This window comes from Mycobacterium sp. NGS66, from assembly GCF_059812225.1.
Window position 1 is genome coordinate 90,629 of record NZ_JCALCG010000014.1, and the last position, 17,307, is coordinate 107,935.

General features: G+C 64.7%; 18 protein-coding genes. 6 read left to right on the forward strand and 12 right to left on the reverse strand.

What is annotated here, in order from left to right:
- Positions 1-32: 32 nt before the first annotated feature.
- Positions 33-848, reverse strand: a complete 816-nt coding sequence (locus tag AC5Y2L_RS22525; protein ID WP_499932171.1) for an SDR family NAD(P)-dependent oxidoreductase — start codon at positions 846-848, stop codon at positions 33-35.
- A gap of 174 nt (positions 849-1,022) precedes the next feature.
- On the opposite strand from AC5Y2L_RS22525, the gene AC5Y2L_RS22530 reads away from it, so the two are divergent.
- Positions 1,023-1,880: a mycofactocin-coupled SDR family oxidoreductase gene (locus AC5Y2L_RS22530; protein WP_499932169.1), complete on the forward strand. Its 858-nt coding sequence runs from the start codon at positions 1,023-1,025 to the stop codon at positions 1,878-1,880.
- 22 nt (positions 1,881-1,902) lie between these two features.
- Here the strand turns inward: AC5Y2L_RS22530 and AC5Y2L_RS22535 are convergent, their stop codons facing one another.
- Together AC5Y2L_RS22535 and AC5Y2L_RS22540 are read right to left on the reverse strand one after the other, a co-directional pair.
- Positions 1,903-2,700 carry an enoyl-CoA hydratase/isomerase family protein gene (locus tag AC5Y2L_RS22535; RefSeq protein ID WP_499932167.1) on the reverse strand — a complete coding sequence of 266 codons (798 nt, stop codon included), beginning with the start codon at positions 2,698-2,700 and terminating at the stop codon, positions 1,903-1,905.
- Entirely contained in the window at positions 2,697-3,893 is a 1,197-nt protein-coding gene (locus AC5Y2L_RS22540; RefSeq protein ID WP_499932165.1) for a cytochrome P450, read from the reverse strand. Before AC5Y2L_RS22540 ends, AC5Y2L_RS22535 begins: the two co-directional genes overlap by 4 nt.
- 96 nt (positions 3,894-3,989) lie before the next feature.
- Between AC5Y2L_RS22540 and AC5Y2L_RS22545 the strand changes: the two genes are divergently transcribed.
- Positions 3,990-4,802 carry an enoyl-CoA hydratase/isomerase family protein gene (locus AC5Y2L_RS22545; RefSeq protein WP_499932163.1) on the forward strand — a complete coding sequence of 271 codons (813 nt, stop codon included), beginning with the start codon at positions 3,990-3,992 and terminating at the stop codon, positions 4,800-4,802.
- A 2-nt stretch (positions 4,803-4,804) separates the two neighbouring features.
- Positions 4,805-6,007, forward strand: coding sequence for an acyl-CoA dehydrogenase family protein (locus AC5Y2L_RS22550; protein ID WP_499932161.1), 1,203 nt, complete (start codon positions 4,805-4,807; stop codon positions 6,005-6,007).
- Between the two features lie 2 nt (positions 6,008-6,009).
- Here the strand turns inward: AC5Y2L_RS22550 and AC5Y2L_RS22555 are convergent, their stop codons facing one another.
- From AC5Y2L_RS22555 to AC5Y2L_RS22595, 9 genes are all read right to left on the reverse strand, one after another.
- A complete protein-coding gene (locus AC5Y2L_RS22555) occupies positions 6,010-6,780 on the reverse strand; it encodes an enoyl-CoA hydratase/isomerase family protein (RefSeq protein ID WP_499932158.1) in 771 nt (256 codons plus the stop codon).
- A gap of 4 nt (positions 6,781-6,784) precedes the next feature.
- Positions 6,785-7,588 (reverse strand): enoyl-CoA hydratase/isomerase family protein, encoded by an 804-nt coding sequence (locus AC5Y2L_RS22560; protein ID WP_499932156.1) that lies wholly within the window; start codon positions 7,586-7,588, stop codon positions 6,785-6,787.
- Positions 7,585-8,445: an enoyl-CoA hydratase/isomerase family protein gene (locus tag AC5Y2L_RS22565; RefSeq protein WP_499932155.1), complete on the reverse strand. Its 861-nt coding sequence runs from the start codon at positions 8,443-8,445 to the stop codon at positions 7,585-7,587. The genes AC5Y2L_RS22560 and AC5Y2L_RS22565 overlap by 4 nt, the downstream gene beginning before the upstream one ends.
- Entirely contained in the window at positions 8,442-8,675 is a 234-nt protein-coding gene (locus AC5Y2L_RS22570) for a lipoyl domain-containing protein (RefSeq protein ID WP_499932153.1), read from the reverse strand. The genes AC5Y2L_RS22565 and AC5Y2L_RS22570 overlap by 4 nt, the downstream gene beginning before the upstream one ends.
- Entirely contained in the window at positions 8,675-10,693 is a 2,019-nt protein-coding gene (locus AC5Y2L_RS22575) for an alpha-ketoacid dehydrogenase subunit alpha/beta (protein ID WP_499932151.1), read from the reverse strand. Before AC5Y2L_RS22575 ends, AC5Y2L_RS22570 begins: the two co-directional genes overlap by 1 nt.
- Positions 10,694-10,864: 171 nt before the next feature.
- Positions 10,865-11,260 (reverse strand): Zn-ribbon domain-containing OB-fold protein, encoded by a 396-nt coding sequence (locus AC5Y2L_RS22580; RefSeq protein ID WP_499932149.1) that lies wholly within the window; start codon positions 11,258-11,260, stop codon positions 10,865-10,867.
- Positions 11,257-12,429: an acetyl-CoA acetyltransferase gene (locus AC5Y2L_RS22585; RefSeq protein WP_499932145.1), complete on the reverse strand. Its 1,173-nt coding sequence runs from the start codon at positions 12,427-12,429 to the stop codon at positions 11,257-11,259. Before AC5Y2L_RS22585 ends, AC5Y2L_RS22580 begins: the two co-directional genes overlap by 4 nt.
- Positions 12,426-13,928: a class I adenylate-forming enzyme family protein gene (locus AC5Y2L_RS22590; protein WP_499932142.1), complete on the reverse strand. Its 1,503-nt coding sequence runs from the start codon at positions 13,926-13,928 to the stop codon at positions 12,426-12,428. The genes AC5Y2L_RS22585 and AC5Y2L_RS22590 overlap by 4 nt, the downstream gene beginning before the upstream one ends.
- Positions 13,925-14,998 (reverse strand): LLM class flavin-dependent oxidoreductase, encoded by a 1,074-nt coding sequence (locus tag AC5Y2L_RS22595; RefSeq protein WP_499932140.1) that lies wholly within the window; start codon positions 14,996-14,998, stop codon positions 13,925-13,927. The genes AC5Y2L_RS22590 and AC5Y2L_RS22595 overlap by 4 nt, the downstream gene beginning before the upstream one ends.
- 99 nt (positions 14,999-15,097) lie before the next feature.
- On the opposite strand from AC5Y2L_RS22595, the gene AC5Y2L_RS22600 reads away from it, so the two are divergent.
- The 3 genes from AC5Y2L_RS22600 to AC5Y2L_RS22610 are packed head-to-tail and all read left to right on the forward strand — an operon-like array spanning position 15,098 to position 17,290.
- Entirely contained in the window at positions 15,098-15,925 is an 828-nt protein-coding gene (locus tag AC5Y2L_RS22600; RefSeq protein WP_499932138.1) for a MaoC/PaaZ C-terminal domain-containing protein, read from the forward strand.
- A 2-nt stretch (positions 15,926-15,927) separates the two neighbouring features.
- The gene (locus AC5Y2L_RS22605; protein ID WP_499932136.1) at positions 15,928-16,551 is read left to right on the forward strand and encodes a TetR/AcrR family transcriptional regulator; all 624 of its coding nucleotides are present in this window, start codon (positions 15,928-15,930) and stop codon (positions 16,549-16,551) included.
- Positions 16,541-17,290 (forward strand): SDR family NAD(P)-dependent oxidoreductase, encoded by a 750-nt coding sequence (locus tag AC5Y2L_RS22610; RefSeq protein WP_499932134.1) that lies wholly within the window; start codon positions 16,541-16,543, stop codon positions 17,288-17,290. The genes AC5Y2L_RS22605 and AC5Y2L_RS22610 overlap by 11 nt, the downstream gene beginning before the upstream one ends.
- Positions 17,291-17,307 lie beyond the last annotated feature (17 nt).

A 17,307-nucleotide genomic window follows, 5' to 3' on the forward strand; every position in this document is an offset into this window, starting at 1 on the left:
CATCGAATGCTCTTCCGCAGTCCTCGTGGGTGTTAGGGCACCGGCGTCGGCTGACCGAGTATGTAGTGCCCGGATTGCGGATGGTGGTACCAGCCGCCCGCCGCCGATGTTCCGCCATCGACATGCAGCGTCTGTCCGGTCACATACGCGCTGAGACCGCTGGCCAGAAAGACTGCCGCTCCCGCCATTTCGTCAACGTGGCCGGCCCTGCCCATCGGCACCATAAGCTTGGCATTCTCGACACCCGCGGGGGCCATCTTCGCCAGGCTCTCGGTCAGGGTGAAGTCGGGCGCCACTCCGTTGACTCGGATACCGTGTGGGGCGAGTTCGAGTGCAGCGGTTTTCGTGAAGTTCACCACCCCTGCCTTGGCTGCGGCATAGGCAGCAAACCCGGGTGCAGCCCGCACCGCCTCGATCGTGGTGACGTTGATGATGCTGCCGCCTTCGCCCGCCTCGACCATGGCGCGCGCGACCCGTTGCGTGCACAGCAAGACCTGGGTCAGGTTAATGCGGATTAGCGCGTCCCACCCGTTGATGGACGTTTCGAGTAGACCGGACCAGAAGACGCCGCCGGCGTTGTTGACCAATACGGTTGGAGTCCCCAGCTTCTCGACGGTGGCGGCGAGCGCCGCATCAACCTGATCCTCGTCGCGAACGTCAGTGATGCAGGCGAGGCCGCCGATTTCCTCGGCCGCGGACGATGCCGCGTGCGCGTCCCTTTCCCAGATCGAGACTCTTGCGCCGAATTCCGTGAATGCTGCGGCGACCGCGCGTCCGATTCCGGACCCGGCGCCCGTGACGACCGCCACCCGGCCATCCAGCGATGCCGCGTTTCGGTGCAGCGTCACTAGTTTTCCCTCATACCGATCAGACGAGTTGCCTTGCCCACCGCGTGACAGATTAACACTGAGTGTTCTATTATCCAATGATGTCGCGGGGTCGCGCCCGCGCGTTCGGCACTGTGCCGCATGCGGGACGTGAGTTCGAGCCATCCGGCTCATCAGATGATGATGGAGGAGCAGATGCAGCGTCTGAGCGGCAAAGTCGCCGTGGTAACCGGAGCGGCGCGCGGACAGGGCCGCAGCCACGCGATTCACCTGGCCGACGAGGGCGCCGACATCATCGCACTGGACATTTGTGCCGACATCGAGACCAACGAATACCCGCTTGCTACCCGGGAGGACCTGGAGGAGACCGTCAAGCTGGTGGAAAAGTCTGGCCGCCGGGCGGTCTCGGCGGTCGTCGACGTACGCGACCGCATGTCGATGAAGAAGGCGATCGACGACGCGGTCGCCGAGTTGGGCGGTCTCCACGTCGTGGTGGCGAATGCCGGAATCCTACCGATGGGCAGCAATATTCCGTCCCGCGGGTTTATGGATGCGTTCGATGTCGACTTTGTCGGCGTCGTCAACGCGGTCCACGCTAGTTTCGAGCATCTGCGGGCCGGTGCATCTGTCATTGTCACCGGCTCCATCGCGGGGTTGGTTCCGCAGAAGGACCTGGCCACCGGGGGCGGACCGCAGGGTCCCGGGGGTGCCGGTTACGGTCTCGCCAAGAAGATGCTGGGGGAGTACACCAAGGGGTTGGCTTTGACGCTGGCGCCAGAGCAGATCCGCATCAACATCGTGCACCCGACCAACGTCAATACCGGTATGCTGCATAACCTTCCGATGTACCGGACGTTTCGTCCGGACCTCCCCGAACCGACTCGCGAGGACGCCGAGCTGGTGTTCCCGATCCTGCAGGCGATGCCCGTCCCATGGGTCGAGCCCGAGGACATCTCTCACCTGGTGGTCTACCTTGCCTCCGACGAGTCACGGTACGTTACCGGTCAACAGATATTCGTCGACGCCGGTGCGGGCTTGAAACTGGGCCTTTAGCAGTCTTACTCGCAAGCGGACGTCAGCGGCCGCGGAAATCGGGATCGCGTCGCTCGACGAAAGCGGTCATCCCTTCGGCGACGTCGTCCGTGCCGGCGACCTGCTCCACGAGCAGCGCCTCGGTACGAAACGCCGCCTCGCGGTCGACGTCAAACGCTTGGTTGAGCATTGCCTTGGTCGCTGCTAGCGCGCGTGTGGGTCCATTGGCAAGCCGCCGGGCCCATGCGGCCGCCTCGCCCTCGAGGTCGCCGTCGGCGACCACCTTGTTGACCAGGCCCATCCGGTGGGCCTCGGGCGCAGACAGCTCCTCGCCGAAAAACAGCAGCTGCTTGGCGATATTGAAGGGCACCTTGCGGGCCAGGAGATAGGCGGCGCCGCCGTCGGGTGCGAGGCCGCGGCGGGTGAAAAGCGCCATGAGCCGGGCACTTTCGGCGGCGACGACGAGGTCGCAGGCGAACACCATGCTGGCGCCCACTCCAGCGGCGATGCCGTTGAGCGCGCACAGCACTGGCTTTTCGCAGTCGAGCAAAGCCGAGACTACCGCCTGAGATCCGGTACGTAAGATCCGGGCGGCATCGCCGGCGACCCTGTCCTTTTTGGGTTGCATGCCTGGATCATCAAGATTCGGCCCGGTGCAGAAGTGCCGGTCGCCTCGGCCGGTGAGCACCACCGCTCTGATGTCCGGATCGTTGGACGCGGCCTGCAGATTCTCAATCAGGCTGCGCTGCATGGCCCGCGTCACCGAATTGCCTGCGTCCGGCCTGTCCAATACCAACCAACGGACGGCGTCCTCGGTGCGAACCGTCAGATCGGGGATCACAGCCGGATCGGCACGCTGGCCGGACCGCGCACCGAATTGGTGTGCACGTAGGTCACCGCCTCTTCGTCGACATCCCAGTTAGGGAACCGCTTCAGCGTCTCTTCCAACGCAACCCGTGCCTCAAGGCGGGCCAGCGCCGCGCCCAGACAGAAGTGTGAACCATGACCGAAGCTGATGTGACGGATTCCCGTGCGCTCGACGTCAAAGACGTCCGGGTTCTTGTACTGGCGCTCGTCACGGCCCGCCGACCCGGTCAGTAGAGCGACCCGCGAGCCCGCTGGAATGAGGGTGCCGTTGTAGGTGACAGCGCGGTTCGTGTAGCGGCCCTGGACGGGCGACGGGGCGTCGTAACGCAGCAATTCCTCGACCGCGTTGCCGATCAGTTCTGGCTTGGCGGCCAGTTTGGCCCGCTGCTCGGGGTAACGCGCGAGTGTCAGCGCAGCCCAGCCCAGTAGTCGCGCCACAGTCTCATTCCCGGCGACGTTGATCATGGCGATGAACATCAACACTTCACGATCGTCGAGGCGACGGGTCTGGCGACCCGCCTGGACAAGGTCGGAGCTCATCAGGTTACCGACGATGTCGTCGGTCGGTGTGGTCCTGCGGCGCTGGATCTGGTCGGCGTAGTAGCCCAGCAGCTTGACGTTGGCCTCCTGGCCGTCCTCGCTGAGCTGGGTACTGCCCTCATCGCGGTGCAGCTGGGCATCAGACCACTCGCGCAGGTTGTCGTGATCTTCCTCGGGAAAACCCAGCAGCGAGCTGATCACCATCACCGGTAACTTCATCGAGAAGTCGCGCACATAGTCGAAGCCATCGGTGCCGACGAAGGCATCCAGATATTGGCTGCACAGCATGCGGACCCGATCCTCGAGTCGGGCAACCTCGGTTCGGAAAAAGGTGCGGTTGACCATCTTTCGCAGCGCTGTGTGGTCGGGCGGGTCCATCATGATCATCGCCCTGGGCGAGGGCCACGGTTGCTCGCTGATCGCATCCAGGGTGACTCCGTGCTCCGACGAGAACGTCTCGGTGTCCAGCGACGCCTCAAGCACGTCGGTGAACCGGCTGAGCGCGTAGAAATCGTACTGTTTGTTGTAGTAGGTCGGCGCTTCGTCGCGCAGCCGTTTCCACACGGCGTAGGGGTCCTTGTGCAGGGCACGGTCGAAGGGATCCCAACGCAAGTCGGTTGTCGTCATCGGCATCGTCCTCTCGGAGAAGAACAGTAATACATTATCTGTATAGTTGCACCATTGCGGTGATTGACCACCCGGTGTTGAGGAGGACGAACAAACGTGGAAACCCGAGATCTCGAGCATGTCGTCTACGAAAAGGACGGCCATATCGCGCGGATCATCCTGAACAATCCGGACGCCGCCAACGCCCAGACCTCTGAAATGGTCCACAGCGTCAACCAAGCCCTCGACGACGCGCAATATGACTACAACATCAAGGTTGTCATCATCAAAGCCAACGGCAAGGGCTTTTGCTCTGGCCATGTCCCCACCGGTGCCTATCCCGAATTCAAGGCCGAGCTGGAAGCATCGGGGAAAGTCTGGCGGTCTGCTGCCCAACTATTTCTCTGGCCGGTCCTCAAGCTGTGGGAGTTCCCCAAACCGGTGATCGCTCAAGTGCACGGTTATGCGATCGGCGGGGGCACGACCTGGGCGCTGATTCCCGAAATCACCGTGTGTTCCGAAGACGCGTGGTTCCAGATGCCTCTGGTCCCTGGCTTCGGGCTACCCGGCGCCGAAACCATGTTCGAGCCATGGGTTTTCATGAACTATAAGCGCGCCGCCGAATACCTCTACACAGCCCAGCGGTTGACCGCCGCCGAAGCCTTGGAGTTCGGTCTGGTCAACCGGGTGGTACCCGCCGACCAACTCGAGGCGACCGTCGAGGAACTGGCCGCGCAGATCGCCAAGGCCCCCTTGATCACGCTGCAGGCGGTCAAGTCCGGCGTCATCCGGGCCTGGGAGACCATGGGGTTCCGGACCCATCAGCAAGCCAGCAACGACCTTCAGGCGATGGTGACCGGCAGCAAAGAGTTCCAGGAGTTCATGATGGAGCTGATGAAGAAGGGCTCAAAGCCTAGTGAACGCATCTGAGCATGCCCCTTAAACCGATCATCCGGTTCGGCGGCGACGACGAGACCGAGTCCCTGCGGGCTTCGGTCCGTGCATGGATTGCCGGCAACCTGCCTGATGAATTCCGCCGCACCGCAGCCAATCCCGACTACCTCCCACGCGATGCGCATGACCGTGCGGTGGCGTTCTGCCAGGCGCTGCACGCCCAAGGATGGTTCGTGCCACATTGGCCGGCCCAGTACGGCGGGGGCGGCCGGAGCGTCGTCGAACAGGTGGTCATCAGGGAGGAGCTCGCCTACGCCGGGGCACCGTTGGTCAACACCAACGGGGTCAACATGCTGGCGCCGGTGTTGTTCAAATACGGCACGCGCGAGCAGAAGGCGGAGCACCTGCCGGCCATCGCCCGCTCGGAACGTATGTGGGCACAGGGGTATTCGGAACCGGAGGCCGGCTCGGATCTGGCGGCACTGCGCATGACCGCTCGTCGAGACGGCGACCATTACGTTCTGGACGGACAGAAGACATGGACGAGCAACGGCGTGCTCGCCGATTGGATCTTCGTCTTGGCCCGCACCTCGCCGGTGACAGAGAAGCGCCAGGCCGGAATCTCGTTCTTCCTCGTAGACCTCGAGACGCCGGGCATCACTCGCCGACCCATCCGCTCGATGACCGGATATCCGACCTTCGCCGAAGAGTTCTTCGACAGCGTACGGGTACCGGCGGCCAATCTCGTTGGGGCCGAAGGCGAGGGGTGGACGGTCGGGAAGGCGCTGCTGGAGGTCGAACGCTCAAATATCACCAGGGCCGCGCAGGCTCAGCGCTATCTCGACGAGCTCATCGACTGGTGCCACGCGCAGCAGGGCTCGGCGCACGATCCACTGGCTGAACCGACTACCCGCGTCGCGCTGGCGCGCGCCGTCGAACGCGTCGAGGCGGGCCGCGCCCTGTCCTACCGCGTAGCGCATCTGCAGGCCGCGGGTGCTTTGGATCCCGCGTTGCCGTCGTTGTCGAAGCTGTATCACTCCGAGCTGACCGCCGAATTACGGACGCTAGGCGCCCAAATCCTCGGTCCCGCAGGAGAACTCATGCCGGATGATCCGGATTCAATCCTCCATGGGCACTTCTCCGAGGGGCTGCTGTTGTCGCTGCTGCATGCGATCGGCGGAGGTACCAGCGAGATTCAGCGGGATCTGATCTCGACCATCGGCTTGGGCATGCCACGCTGAAATCAGGAGTAGGGAGCTCGTCCTTCGGCGGCCGCCGAACGTTGCTGCGCCACGGTCGCCATTGCCAGCTCAAGCGGATTGAATGCGGCAAGCTGCCCGCACTCGGCCGAATTGATCAGCCGTTTGGTCATTTCCACAGCGCCTGCATCGGCTTGCGTGAGCTCATCGGCAATAGCCCGGGCACGCGCGATCGCCGAACCTGGCTCTACGACGTCAGTCACGAGTCCCAGCCGTTCGGCCTCGGCGGCCGATAGCCGTATGCCGCGGAGCAAGAGGGACGCCGCGCGGTGCCGGCCCAGCTGTTGAGTGAGGCGCCACGCCAGGCCGCCGTCGGGTACTACCGCGCGTGCCACGAACGGCGCGGCGAAGTAGGCGTCGGACGCGCAGACAACTAGGTCGCACGACAGTGCCAGACTCCAGCCGAGGCCAATCGCCGCGCCTTCGACCGCCGCGATGGTCGGCACCGGCACAGCTTTGAGTTGTTCCATCACCCGTTGCGCGTGCTCGACGCGGCCCGCGGGCCCTAGCGGCCCACTGCCACGGGCGGGTCCGGTCTTCAAATCCCCTCCGGAGCTGAAGAATCCGCCCGCGCCGGCCAAAACCACACCGCGTGCGCCGTACGCAACGACGCCACCGAGTGTGATCGATAGCTCTGTCCACGATTCGTAGCACAAGGCATTGCGGTAGCGCGGCCGATCCAATAGAACGACGGCGATGCCGTCTCGCTCTTCGTAGCGAATTAGCAGAGCGTCCGCGTCAGCGTCGTCGACCATCGGATCACCCCTGGCGGTTGAGAAACTTGTCGATTGCGGCGCGGTGTTCGGGAGTGGTGAAACACTCCGTCTCGGCCGATATCCCGTACTCGAGGATGCCGGTGATCGCGCGCTGGGCGTGCAGATTCAACGTTCGTTTGGTGTCCTGAACCGCCCGCGGGGGCAGCGCAGCGAGTCGCTGGGCCACCGCTAGTCCCTGCCGCTTGATTTCCCCGTGCGGGACAACACGATTGGCCAGCCCCAGCTCAACGGCCTTGTCGGCGTTGATGCGCTCGCCGAGCATCAGGTATTCCTTGGCTTTCAGCAGGCTCATCAGCAACGGCCACAGCACCGAACCCCCGTCTCCGGCCACCAGGCCGCTCGCGACGTGGGTGTCGGCGAAGTACGCCCGGTCCGACATCAGCACGATGTCGCACAACACCGCGATGCTGCAGCCAAAACCGACCGCAGGCCCGTTGACCGCCGCGACGACCGGCAACGGAAAGTCGATCATGTCGCGCACGATGCGCCGTGCGTCGCGCATTCCGGCACGGCGTGTTACCGGGTTGTTGACGTGCGTTTCCAGCCACTCGACCAGGTTGCCGCCCGCCGAGAAGTAGTCGCCCGTCCCCGTGATCAGCACCGCGCGCGCGTCGGGGTCCTCGGCCAGCGTGGCCCACAGCCGGGTGAACGCGGTGTGCATTCTGTTGTTGACCGCGTTGGCGCTGTCAGGGTTGTTCAACGTCACGATCCGAACGGGACCGTCTGCGGCAACAAGGATTTCATCGCACCCGGTCAGCTCCGGTGTGCCCTCCGGTAGCTCCGTCATCGGCGATCACCCTCGTCTCCTGCGGGTAGCCATTCTCGTCGACGCGATTGCACGAACGCGTCGCGGTCGTGGCCGACGGGCCATTCTGGGGATCGCTTCTGCAGGAACGCGGTGAAGGCCTCGATCTGTTCGGCGGTGCCAATGGACGACCAATAGCCCGTGACGTCCACGGGTGGCAGCGCACGTGCCATCTCGCGTTTGATCGCGGCGCGAGCTACGGGGCCTGTCTTTCGGACTCGCGCGAGCAAGGCGGCAGTCTCCGACAGCAGGGAATCGTGCGGCACAACCTTACCGACCAGACCGAGGCGCTCGGCCTCTTGCGCATCGATCCAATCATTGCCGTAGATAAGGTGATTGGCCCTCAGGGTGCCCAGTCTTTGGGGCAATCGGGCGGCAACGAACGCCTCGTATACGCCGCGGGTGAGGTCGGGAACACGGAATCGGGCTCGATCGGACGCCACGACTAGATCCGCGAACAACGTCATCACCAATCCGCCGCCGAGTGCGATGCCATTGACCGCGCACACTACGAGTTTGGGGATCCTGCCCAGCGTTTCGAACGGCGTCCCGTCGTAGGACTCGGTGAACGCGTCCCACTGCCGGTCTGGGTTACCAACTGCGTTCATGTCCCCGCCGGCGCAGAACGCGTCGCCGGTACCGGTAATCACCAAGAAGCTCAAGCCTGGCTCGTCGGCGACGATCATCGCGGCCCGTTTGATCCCGTGATAGCCGTCGGCGGTGACGGCATTCTTCTTTTCGGGCCGACTGATGGTGACGGTCAGCGTGTCGCCCTCGACCCGCGCGATGAGCTCGGGGGTGCCCAGGTCGATGTCGACCGAATCGGGTAGTGCGGTCACCGGCGGTCCTCGATCATCGCGAGGAGCTCACCGACGTGGTAGGTTTCGCCCGCGCTGACCTTCCAGGAGACGACACCCGAGGTCGGCGCTTCGATATCCATTTCGACTTTGTCCGTGGCGATTTGATAGAGCGGGTCCCCCTCGGAGACGTGGGCGCCGTCTTCCACGTACAACTCGGTCAGCTCCGCTTCGGTGATCGCGTCGCCCGGCTTGGGCATCCGCACCTCCATCACACAATCCTCCCGATGGCTTCGACGAGTTGAGCGGCATCGGGACGGCAGGCCGCCTCCAGGGTGGCCGCGCGCGGCACCGGGGTGTAGGTGCCGGCCACCCGTTGAATGGGGCTGCTCAGCACGCCGAACAGTTCGGTGCCCACGGCGGCGGCGAGTTCGGCTCCGGGCCCGCAGAATTCGACCGATTCGTGCGCGACGACCAGGCGGCGGGTCTTGCGAACCGATTCGATCACCGTGGCCAGATCCAGCGGCACCAGGGTCCGCAGATCGACGACCTCGACCGAAACGCCATTGGTTTCAAGCTGGTTGGCCGCATCGAGCGCCGCGTGCACCATGGTGCCGTAGGTGCACAGCGTGACGTCGGTGCCGGGCCGTTTGACGTCGGCCTGCCCGAGCGGGATCACATAGTCGGCGGTCGGCACGGGTCCCTTGCCGCCTCCGTAGTAAAGCTTCATCGACTCGATGAACAGGCACGGATCATCGTCTGCCAGGCACGCATTGAGCAGGCCGACCGCGTCCGCGGCGGTGCTGGGCCACACCACCTTGATCCCTGGGGTGTGCATCGCCCACGCTTCGAACGCTTGCGAGTGTTGCGGTCCGGCGGCGGTGCCCACCATGGCGCGGATGACCATCGGTGCGCCCTGTCGCCCGCCGGACATGTAGCGAATTTTGGCGGCGTGGTTGGCGATCTGGTCCATGGCGACACCCAGGAAGTCCATGAACATCAGTTCAGCGACGGGTCGCAGCCCGCCCAGCGCGGCACCGACGGCGGCACCGATGATCGAGGACTCGGCGATCGGAGTGTCGCGCACCCGGTCGGCGCCGTATTTGGTGGACAACCCGGCGGTGATCTTGAACATGCCGCCCGACGGGTCGGCGATATCTTCTCCGAGAAGCACGATCGATTCGTCGGCTGCCATGGCCCGATCCAGCGTGCGGTGAATCGCTTGCACGAGGCCAAGATTCTCCGTTTCGCCTTCGGGCACCCCGGCACGTCGCGTCACCGGCGCCGCTAGCTGCGTGCCGTCGGTGGCGAAGACATCCCGGGTGAGTTCGTCGACCGCGGGAGGCGCTGCGTCGCGGGCGGCGGCAAACGCCGCATCGATCTCGGCTTTCAATTCGGTGTCGATGCGGTCCAGCTCCGGCTCGGTGGCCACACCGTCGTCGATGAGACGATGCCGATAGCGCGCGAAGGGCGGGTCGGCTCGCTTCGCCGCAAGCTCGTCCGGGTCCGCGTAGGGCATTTGGTCGCCGAAGTAGTGACCCTGCAGCCGGTAGCCGACGGCTTCGACGAAGGACGGGCCGCCGCCGGACCGAGCGCGCTCGGCGGCCTCCGCGACCGCGCGGTACACGGCCTGCGGATCCGTGCCGTCGACGCTTACCCCTGGCATGGGGTAGCCCGCGGCGCGGTCGGATAGTCGGGCCGAACGCGTATAGCCGGCCATCGGAGTGCATTCGGCCCACGCGTTGTTCTGGCAGAAGAACACCACGGGGAGTGACCAGAGCGCCGCCATGTTCATCGCCTCGTGGACGTAGCCGATGCTCGTCGCACCGTCACCGAAGCTCACCAGTACGACCTGATCGGTGCGCTTCATGTCCGCGGCCAGGGCGATCCCATTCGCGATCAGCGGCCCCGCGCCGACGATGCCGGTGGTCCACGCGACGCCGTGATCGGGGTCGAAGATGCCCATTGCCCCGGCCTTGCCCTTTGACAAACCGGTGGATCGGCCGAGGATTTCGGCGAAGTACTTGGGCAGGTCGATGCCCTTGGCCACCACATCACCCAGACCGCGATAGGTGGTGACCAGCTGGTCGTTATTGGAGAGCGCAAGGGCGGCTCCGGCCGACATCGCCTCCTGTCCCTCGACTGGCCAGTAGCTCATGGCAATCTCGCCGGATGACAGGCCTTTTCGGACGCGCTGGTCGCTGTGGCTCACCTTGCTCATCAGGCGGTACAACTCGACGGCGCGATCGCTACTCAGTGTGTCGATCCCGAGGTCTACCTGCGTGGCCATCACTGCTCCTTCGCGATATGCGCTCAGTGCGACGAGTCTACAATATGACGAAATCTGTTCATTCGTTCGATGAGGGCTGTCGTTCAGTTGCCGTTGCCGCGGCGTCGCGACTGCTCCTCCAACAGCATCCGGTGGAAGTAGCAGCGCTCCAGGATCAGGTCGGGCCCACACTCACTTTGTCTCGAAGACGGGAAGGTTACGACCGTCATCGAGTGGTGCCCATGCCACTCCCACGCGGTCGCCAACGGCGGGCGCGGGACCAAACACGTTGGACATCAGCCGAACTCCTTCGTCCAGTTCCACCAGCACCACTGAGTAGGGCACCTTGTCGGCGAAAGCGGGCAGCGCCGCCCGATGATGCACGCTGACCGCGTACACGACCCCGTTCCCGCTCAGCCGTTCCCATCGCAGCGTTGACCCGCCGCAGTGCGGGCAGACAAACCGGGGGTACCAGACGAGCCGGTTGCAGGATTCGCAACGCTGCATCGTCAGTTCGCCCCGCATGGTGGCGTCCCAGAACGGCGCGGACACCGCGGTGGGCTCGGGGACCGGCAACGAATCGCTCACAGGGTGGCCTCCGTTCCCAGAATCACTGTGGATGTCGCCGATAACACACCGCCCGTGCCATGTGCCACAGCCGTTTTCGCGTCCGCGACCTGCCGTTGCCCGCACTCGCCACGAAGCTGACGCGCCGCCTCGACAAGTAGGAACGCCCCGAACGCTCCGGGATGGGTGTAGGCGAGACCGCCGCCCGTCGTCTGGCCGGGCAGCGGCCCCCCGGGCCTTAAGGCACCGTCGCCCACGAAGGGGCCGCCTTCGCCTTTGGGGCAAAAACCCAGGTCCTCGAGTGCGAGCAGCACCGTGATGGTGAACGAGTCGTACAGCTCCACGACATCGATGTCACCCGGGGTGAGCTGTGCGGTCTTGAACGCGGCCGGCCCGGAGACCGCCCCCGGGGTGACGGTGAGATCGGGCATCTGGGAGATCATCGCGTGGGAGGCCGCCGATGCCGCACCGAGGACGAAGACCGGCCGCTTGGCCAAATCGCGAGCCCGTTCGGCGCCGGCGATCACGACGGCGGCGGCGCCGTCGGTAACCAGGCAGCACTCCAATTTGTGCACGGGTTCGGCGATGAATCCGGAATTCATCACGTCGTTTACGGTGATCGTCTCGCGCAGGTGAGCGCGCGGGTTCATCGCCGCCCAGCGTCTGGTGTCCACCGCGATCTGCGCAAGTTGTTCGGCGGTGGTTCCGAAGGTTGCCATGTGCCGGTTGGCAGCCAGCGCGTAGGCACTGATCGGAAGCATCACCCCGAAGGGAGTTTCCCATTCGAGTCTTTCGGGGGTCGCGAAAACACCCAGGCCCTTTTCGCCACGCTTCCGGGCGGCACGCGGGGTCGAGGCATACACGATCACCACAGTTTCGGCCTCGCCGGCCGCGATCGCTGCGGCGGCGTGCTCGACGTACAACCCGTAGCTGGCGCCCCCGGTTTGGGTGGCGTCGGTGAATCGTGGTGCTATTCCGAGGTATTCGGCCAGCTCGACCGAATGCATGAGTGTTCCGCCGGTGCAGGTGCAAAGCCCGTCGACGTCACCGAGCGACAACCCCGCGTCGGCCAGCGCGGCGGTGATGACGCGCGCTTCGAGCTCCCGGAGGGGGACGTCAATCACACCGGTTGGCGAAACCTCGTCGGCCACACCGACAACGGCGCCCGCGCCCCGGATTTCGCTGGTCACGTTTGCACCTCTTCGAATAGTTTGCGTACGCCGGGTTGGCTGACCTTCAGCGACGGTGTGCGGGGCAGCTCATCGACCACCACCAAGCGGTCGGGAACCTGGTAGCGACTGACTCGTTCACGCACATAGGTCAAAAGTTCCTCCGGTGTGGCCTGGCCGCCATTGACCAACTCGACCGCGGCGACCGGCACCTGGCCGAGCCGATCGTCAGCAAGGCCGGTCACGCCGGCGTCGCGCACTGCCGGATGGGCGCGCAGGACGTTGACGATGTCGGTGGGGGTGACCTTGAAGCCTCCGCGGATGATGACGTCGTCGGTGCGCCCGTCGACAAACACGAATCCGTCGGCATCGACTCGGCCGAGGTCGGTGGTCGGCACCCAATCGCCGCCGGTGGTGCGCACCTCGATTCGGCCCTGCTGGCCGGCGGGTAGTTCGGTGCCGTCCTCGATTGACATGATGCGGATTTCGCGACCCCGCTGCGGGCGCCCGACGCTTCCCCGTTTGGTTTTCGCCCACTGGCGGTGCAGGGCAAGGTTCCAGCCCGCCACGCCCCCGGCGAATTCCGTTGCGCCGTATGACGGCAGTACCGCGACGTTGTAGCGTTCCTCGAACGCGATCTGCACGTCGACAGGCAGGTGTGCGGTGCCCGAGGTCACCACCTCGACACTGGAAAACACCTGCGGCGCCACCCCGGCGTCCAGGATCATCGACAGCGCCGACGGCACCAGGCTGACCGCGCGGGGCCGATGCCGCACCACCAGATCCACAAAATCCGGCACGCGAAATCGCTCCAGGAGCGCGATCCGTCTGCCTTCGCAGACGTTGAGCAGCGTGCGGAACAGGCCGGACATGTGGACCAGCGGCGAGGCGACGATCGCGACGCCTGAGCGCAACCGGAGCTCCGGACTTCGGTCCGGGCTGTAGTGCGCGCCAGCTGCGGCGATGGTCTGTTCAAAAGATCTGTAGGACAGCGGGATTCGCTTCGGTGGACCGGTGGTGCCGCTGGTTAGCATTTCGACGGCTACGGCTTCCGGGCCTTCGGCCGGATCTCGAAACGGGCCCGGCCCCGGACGTTCGAGCCCGGGCACCGGTTGACAACAGAGTGGGTCGACCGTGGCCTGCAGCCCCATCGCGCCGGCGGCGGCATCGACGACTCCCCGGCGCTCCCAGTCGGTCGGCGACGCGACCACCGCGGGCAACCTCAGCTCACGGATGCTCGACGCCAGTCCGGCGTCCCCGTGTGATGGGTTGATCGTGACGATGCAACGGTTGGCCAGTAGCACCCCGAGCATCGCCCCGACCATCGCGGGATGGTTGCGTAGCACCAGGCCGACAGCAGACCCCTCGTCCAAACCTACTGCTGTCAGCTGACTTTCAACTCCCGAAGCGATGTCTGCCAGTGCCTGCCAATTCGTCCAAGAACCCTGGTACTCGATCGCGGGTGCCCCGGGGTCGAGCGCAAGAACCGCGCGGATGCGGTCGGCCAGCTGCCGGCTCAAGCCGCAGCTGCCGCGAGCTCGGTGGCCGCTGGGATCACCTCTTGGGCGAACAACTTCATCGACTCATAGACCTTGGCGCGTTCCATCGCCCCTCCCCGCGACATCCGCAAAATGATGTTGCGCCAACCCATGTCGATGACGGTACGCATCTTCTCCACGATGCGGTCCGGATTGCCCATCAGCGTCAGGTGTGAATTCAGCACCTGCTCGTAGCTCTGCTTGTCGTGCTTCTCGAACCAGTCCGAGTACGCCTTGTAGTCGGCCGGTATCTCGCCGCCCCGCTCGAACGGACTCGAATACTTGCGATGGGTCTGGATGGACAGCTCCACACTCTCGCGCGGGTAGCTGCGGGCAAACGCGTCATCTTCGTGGCAGAACGCGTTGAGCAGCGCCCATACGTTACCGGTGGCGGCGTCGAGTCCTTTCTCGGACTGCACCTTCAGGTAGATGTCCAGCGCGCCCTGCAGGTCCGGGTCGACCTGGTAGGGGTTGCCGATGATCGCGCCGAAGCCCTTTTCGGCGAGCCACTCAAAGCTTGACGGCGTCTTCATCACCGTGCCCCATACCGGAATCGTCTGCTGCGCCGGTCGCGGATAGATGGTCACGTCCTCGAGCTGAAAGTACTTGCCGTGGTAGCTGACGTTTTCCTCGGTCAGCAGCCGGTCAACGATCTCCACACACTCCTGGTAGCGGCTGGTGGCCTCATCCATCGAGATGCCAAAACCCTTGAACTCGTGCGCTTGATAGCCGCGGCCGAAGCCGGCGTCGAAGCGTCCGCCGGACAAGACGTCGACGAGCGCGATGCGTTCTGCGAGTTGGATCGGATTGTGGAACGGCGCGACCATGCATGCGGTCCCGATGCGGATGCGTTCGGTCTGCGCTGCAATCGCGGTAGCCACCTGCGGCAGGTCGGGGAGCATCCCGTACGGAGAGAAGTGGTGTTCGGCCAGCCAGACCTCGTCGTAGCCGAGCTCCTCTGCCCAGCGTGCTTCCTCGAGTACGTTGGCCAGCACCTCTCGCTCGCTGAGGTGGTTGGGCTTGTCGCCGAGGATGAACACACCGAACTTCATATCGGTCCCTTCCTTCAGCCGGGCAAATAGTTGCAGGTACTGCCACTATATTGCACGATTGAACATATAGCGTCAATTCGTTCACTTCTGGGAGGCGTCGTGGCCCTATCCGACTCCGTGGTCGGAACCGCGTTGAGCCCGACGACCTTCAAGTGGGATTCGACGGACGCGATCCTGTATGCGCTCGGGGTTGGCGCGCGTCCGCCCGACGAGCTTGCACTGCTCAACGAGGCGTGTGGTCCAGCGGTGCTGCCGACGTTTGCCCTCATCGCGAACTGGTGGGCCGTTAGGGATCTCCGCACTGTGCTCGACCTTGGCGCATTTCCGATCGTCCACTCCGCACAGTCGCTGGAACTGCACCGACCGATCGGTGTCAGCGGGGAATTGTCGGTGCGGGCCGAGGTTTCGGCGGTCTGGGACAAGGGCAAACACGCCGCCGTGGAGCTGACCAGCCATGGCACCGACGCCGAGGGCATCGTGTTCATCGCACGCTCACAGACCATGGTCCTCGGGGCGGGCGGATTCGGTGGCCAGCGGGGACCGGCGGCCGAGCCGGATCCCGACGGTACGCCCGATGCGGTATACGACGACGTGGTCCGGCCCGAGCAGGCTGCTATCTACCGGCTGTCCGGCGACCGCAACCAGCTGCACATCGACCCGGCGGCAGCCCGCAAGTTCGGCTTCAACAACGTGTTCCTCCACGGGCTTTGCACCCTGGGATTCGCCGCGCGGGCGGTGATCAACGAGATCGGCCACGGGGACCCGCAATCGTTGACGTCCATCAGTTGCCGGTTTGCCAAGCCGGTGCAGTTGGATGCTGGGCTGCGCACCGAGATGTGGCGAACCGGCAATTCTGTGCGGTTCCGAACGCTGCAAGGTGAGATCGTCGCGTTGAATTCAGGTACCGCCACGTTGGCAGGAGGTTGACCATGGACCAACGGCGAGCCCGCGGATTGCGCAACCGACAGGCGCTCATTCATGCGGCGATCGAACTGTTCACGAACCAGGGTTATGACGCGACCACGATCGAACAGATCTCGGCCGCGGCCGGGGTTGCGCCGCGCACGGTCTTTCATCACTTCGCGTCCAAGGACGACATTCTGTTCGACGGCTACGCCGAACGGCTTCAGGAGGCCACCCGCCGGTTTCGTGCATCGCGGTCAAATTCGTTGTGGACAGCCCTTGCCGAAACCTCGTCGGCTGTGGCGGAAGCGATCGCCGACCAGCCCGAACTCTTCTTGGTGCGGGCGCGGATGTATCACAGTGTTCCAGCACTGCGCGCGACGATGTTGCGAATCAACGAGGACTGGATCGATCAGCTCACCGCAGAAGTGGCGCGGTGGCTGGACAGCGACATCGGAATGGACCTGCGGCCGCGGCTGACCGCAACGCTGATCAACGGCGCCAATCGCGCCGCGATCGATGTGTGGGTCGCCGGCGGCGGTCAGGACGATCTGTCTGAGCTGATGGCCGAGTCCGTGGAGCTGGTACGGCCGTCGATCGCCGCCATCGAGCACGCCGCCGCGCGCGGACGGAACGAACGTGTCGGTTGAACCGCGTCCACTCGCAATCGTTACCGGGGGGGCGCGGGGCATTGGTGAGGCCATCGTCGCGGAGCTGATATCCACCGGGCATCGGGTGGCAGCCATCGACGTGAACACAAAAGCCATTGCAGGCTCGCATGATTCGGATGCCGCTCGGTCGGGACTGCTCATCCCGCTGGAGTTGTCCATCACCGATCGCCCGGCGGTGGAAGCCGCGCTTAGCGACCTCGCGGGCAGGTACGGGCCAATCTCCGCGTTGGTCAACAACGCTGGGATGACGCTGCCGGGCACGTTTCTCGAGCAAACCGACGAGGACTGGGATCGCATCGTCGACGTCAACCTCAAGGGCACGTTCATCATGGCGCAGGTCGTCGCCCGGCAGATGGTAGCCGAGCGTAACGGGGTCATCGTCAACATCAGCTCGGTCTCGGCGCACGGCGTGCGGACCGGCCCGCCGGCCTATGCGGCCGCGAAGGCGGGTGTGGAAGGTCTGAGCAGGCTGATGGCGGTCCAGTTAGGAGCGCACGGGGTACGGGTCAACACGGTGGTGGTAGGCACCACGGCGACACCGTGGCTGCTGAGTCGTAAGAGCGAGGATGAATTGCAGCAGATGCGTCAGACCACGTTGACTGGTCGTCTCGGGGACCCGGCTGATGTCGCCGGCGTAGTCGCGTTCCTGTGCTCGCCGGCGGCCAAACACATCACGGGCCAACTGATTTCGGTATCGGGTGGGCAATGGATGCCGTGAGGAATACGATGAAACAC

Coding starts and splice junctions, on each gene's coding strand:
- AC5Y2L_RS22530 (WP_499932169.1), top strand. CDS start 1,023: ATGCAGCGTCTGAGCGGCAAAGTCGCCGTGGTAACCGGAGCGGCGCGC.
- AC5Y2L_RS22540 (WP_499932165.1), bottom strand. CDS start 3,893: ATGACGACAACCGACTTGCGTTGGGATCCCTTCGACCGTGCCCTGCAC.
- AC5Y2L_RS22550 (WP_499932161.1), top strand. CDS start 4,805: ATGCCCCTTAAACCGATCATCCGGTTCGGCGGCGACGACGAGACCGAG.
- AC5Y2L_RS22555 (WP_499932158.1), bottom strand. CDS start 6,780: ATGGTCGACGACGCTGACGCGGACGCTCTGCTAATTCGCTACGAAGAG.
- AC5Y2L_RS22560 (WP_499932156.1), bottom strand. CDS start 7,588: ATGACGGAGCTACCGGAGGGCACACCGGAGCTGACCGGGTGCGATGAA.
- AC5Y2L_RS22570 (WP_499932153.1), bottom strand. CDS start 8,675: ATGGAGGTGCGGATGCCCAAGCCGGGCGACGCGATCACCGAAGCGGAG.
- AC5Y2L_RS22575 (WP_499932151.1), bottom strand. CDS start 10,693: ATGGCCACGCAGGTAGACCTCGGGATCGACACACTGAGTAGCGATCGC.
- AC5Y2L_RS22595 (WP_499932140.1), bottom strand. CDS start 14,998: ATGAAGTTCGGTGTGTTCATCCTCGGCGACAAGCCCAACCACCTCAGC.
- AC5Y2L_RS22605 (WP_499932136.1), top strand. CDS start 15,928: ATGGACCAACGGCGAGCCCGCGGATTGCGCAACCGACAGGCGCTCATT.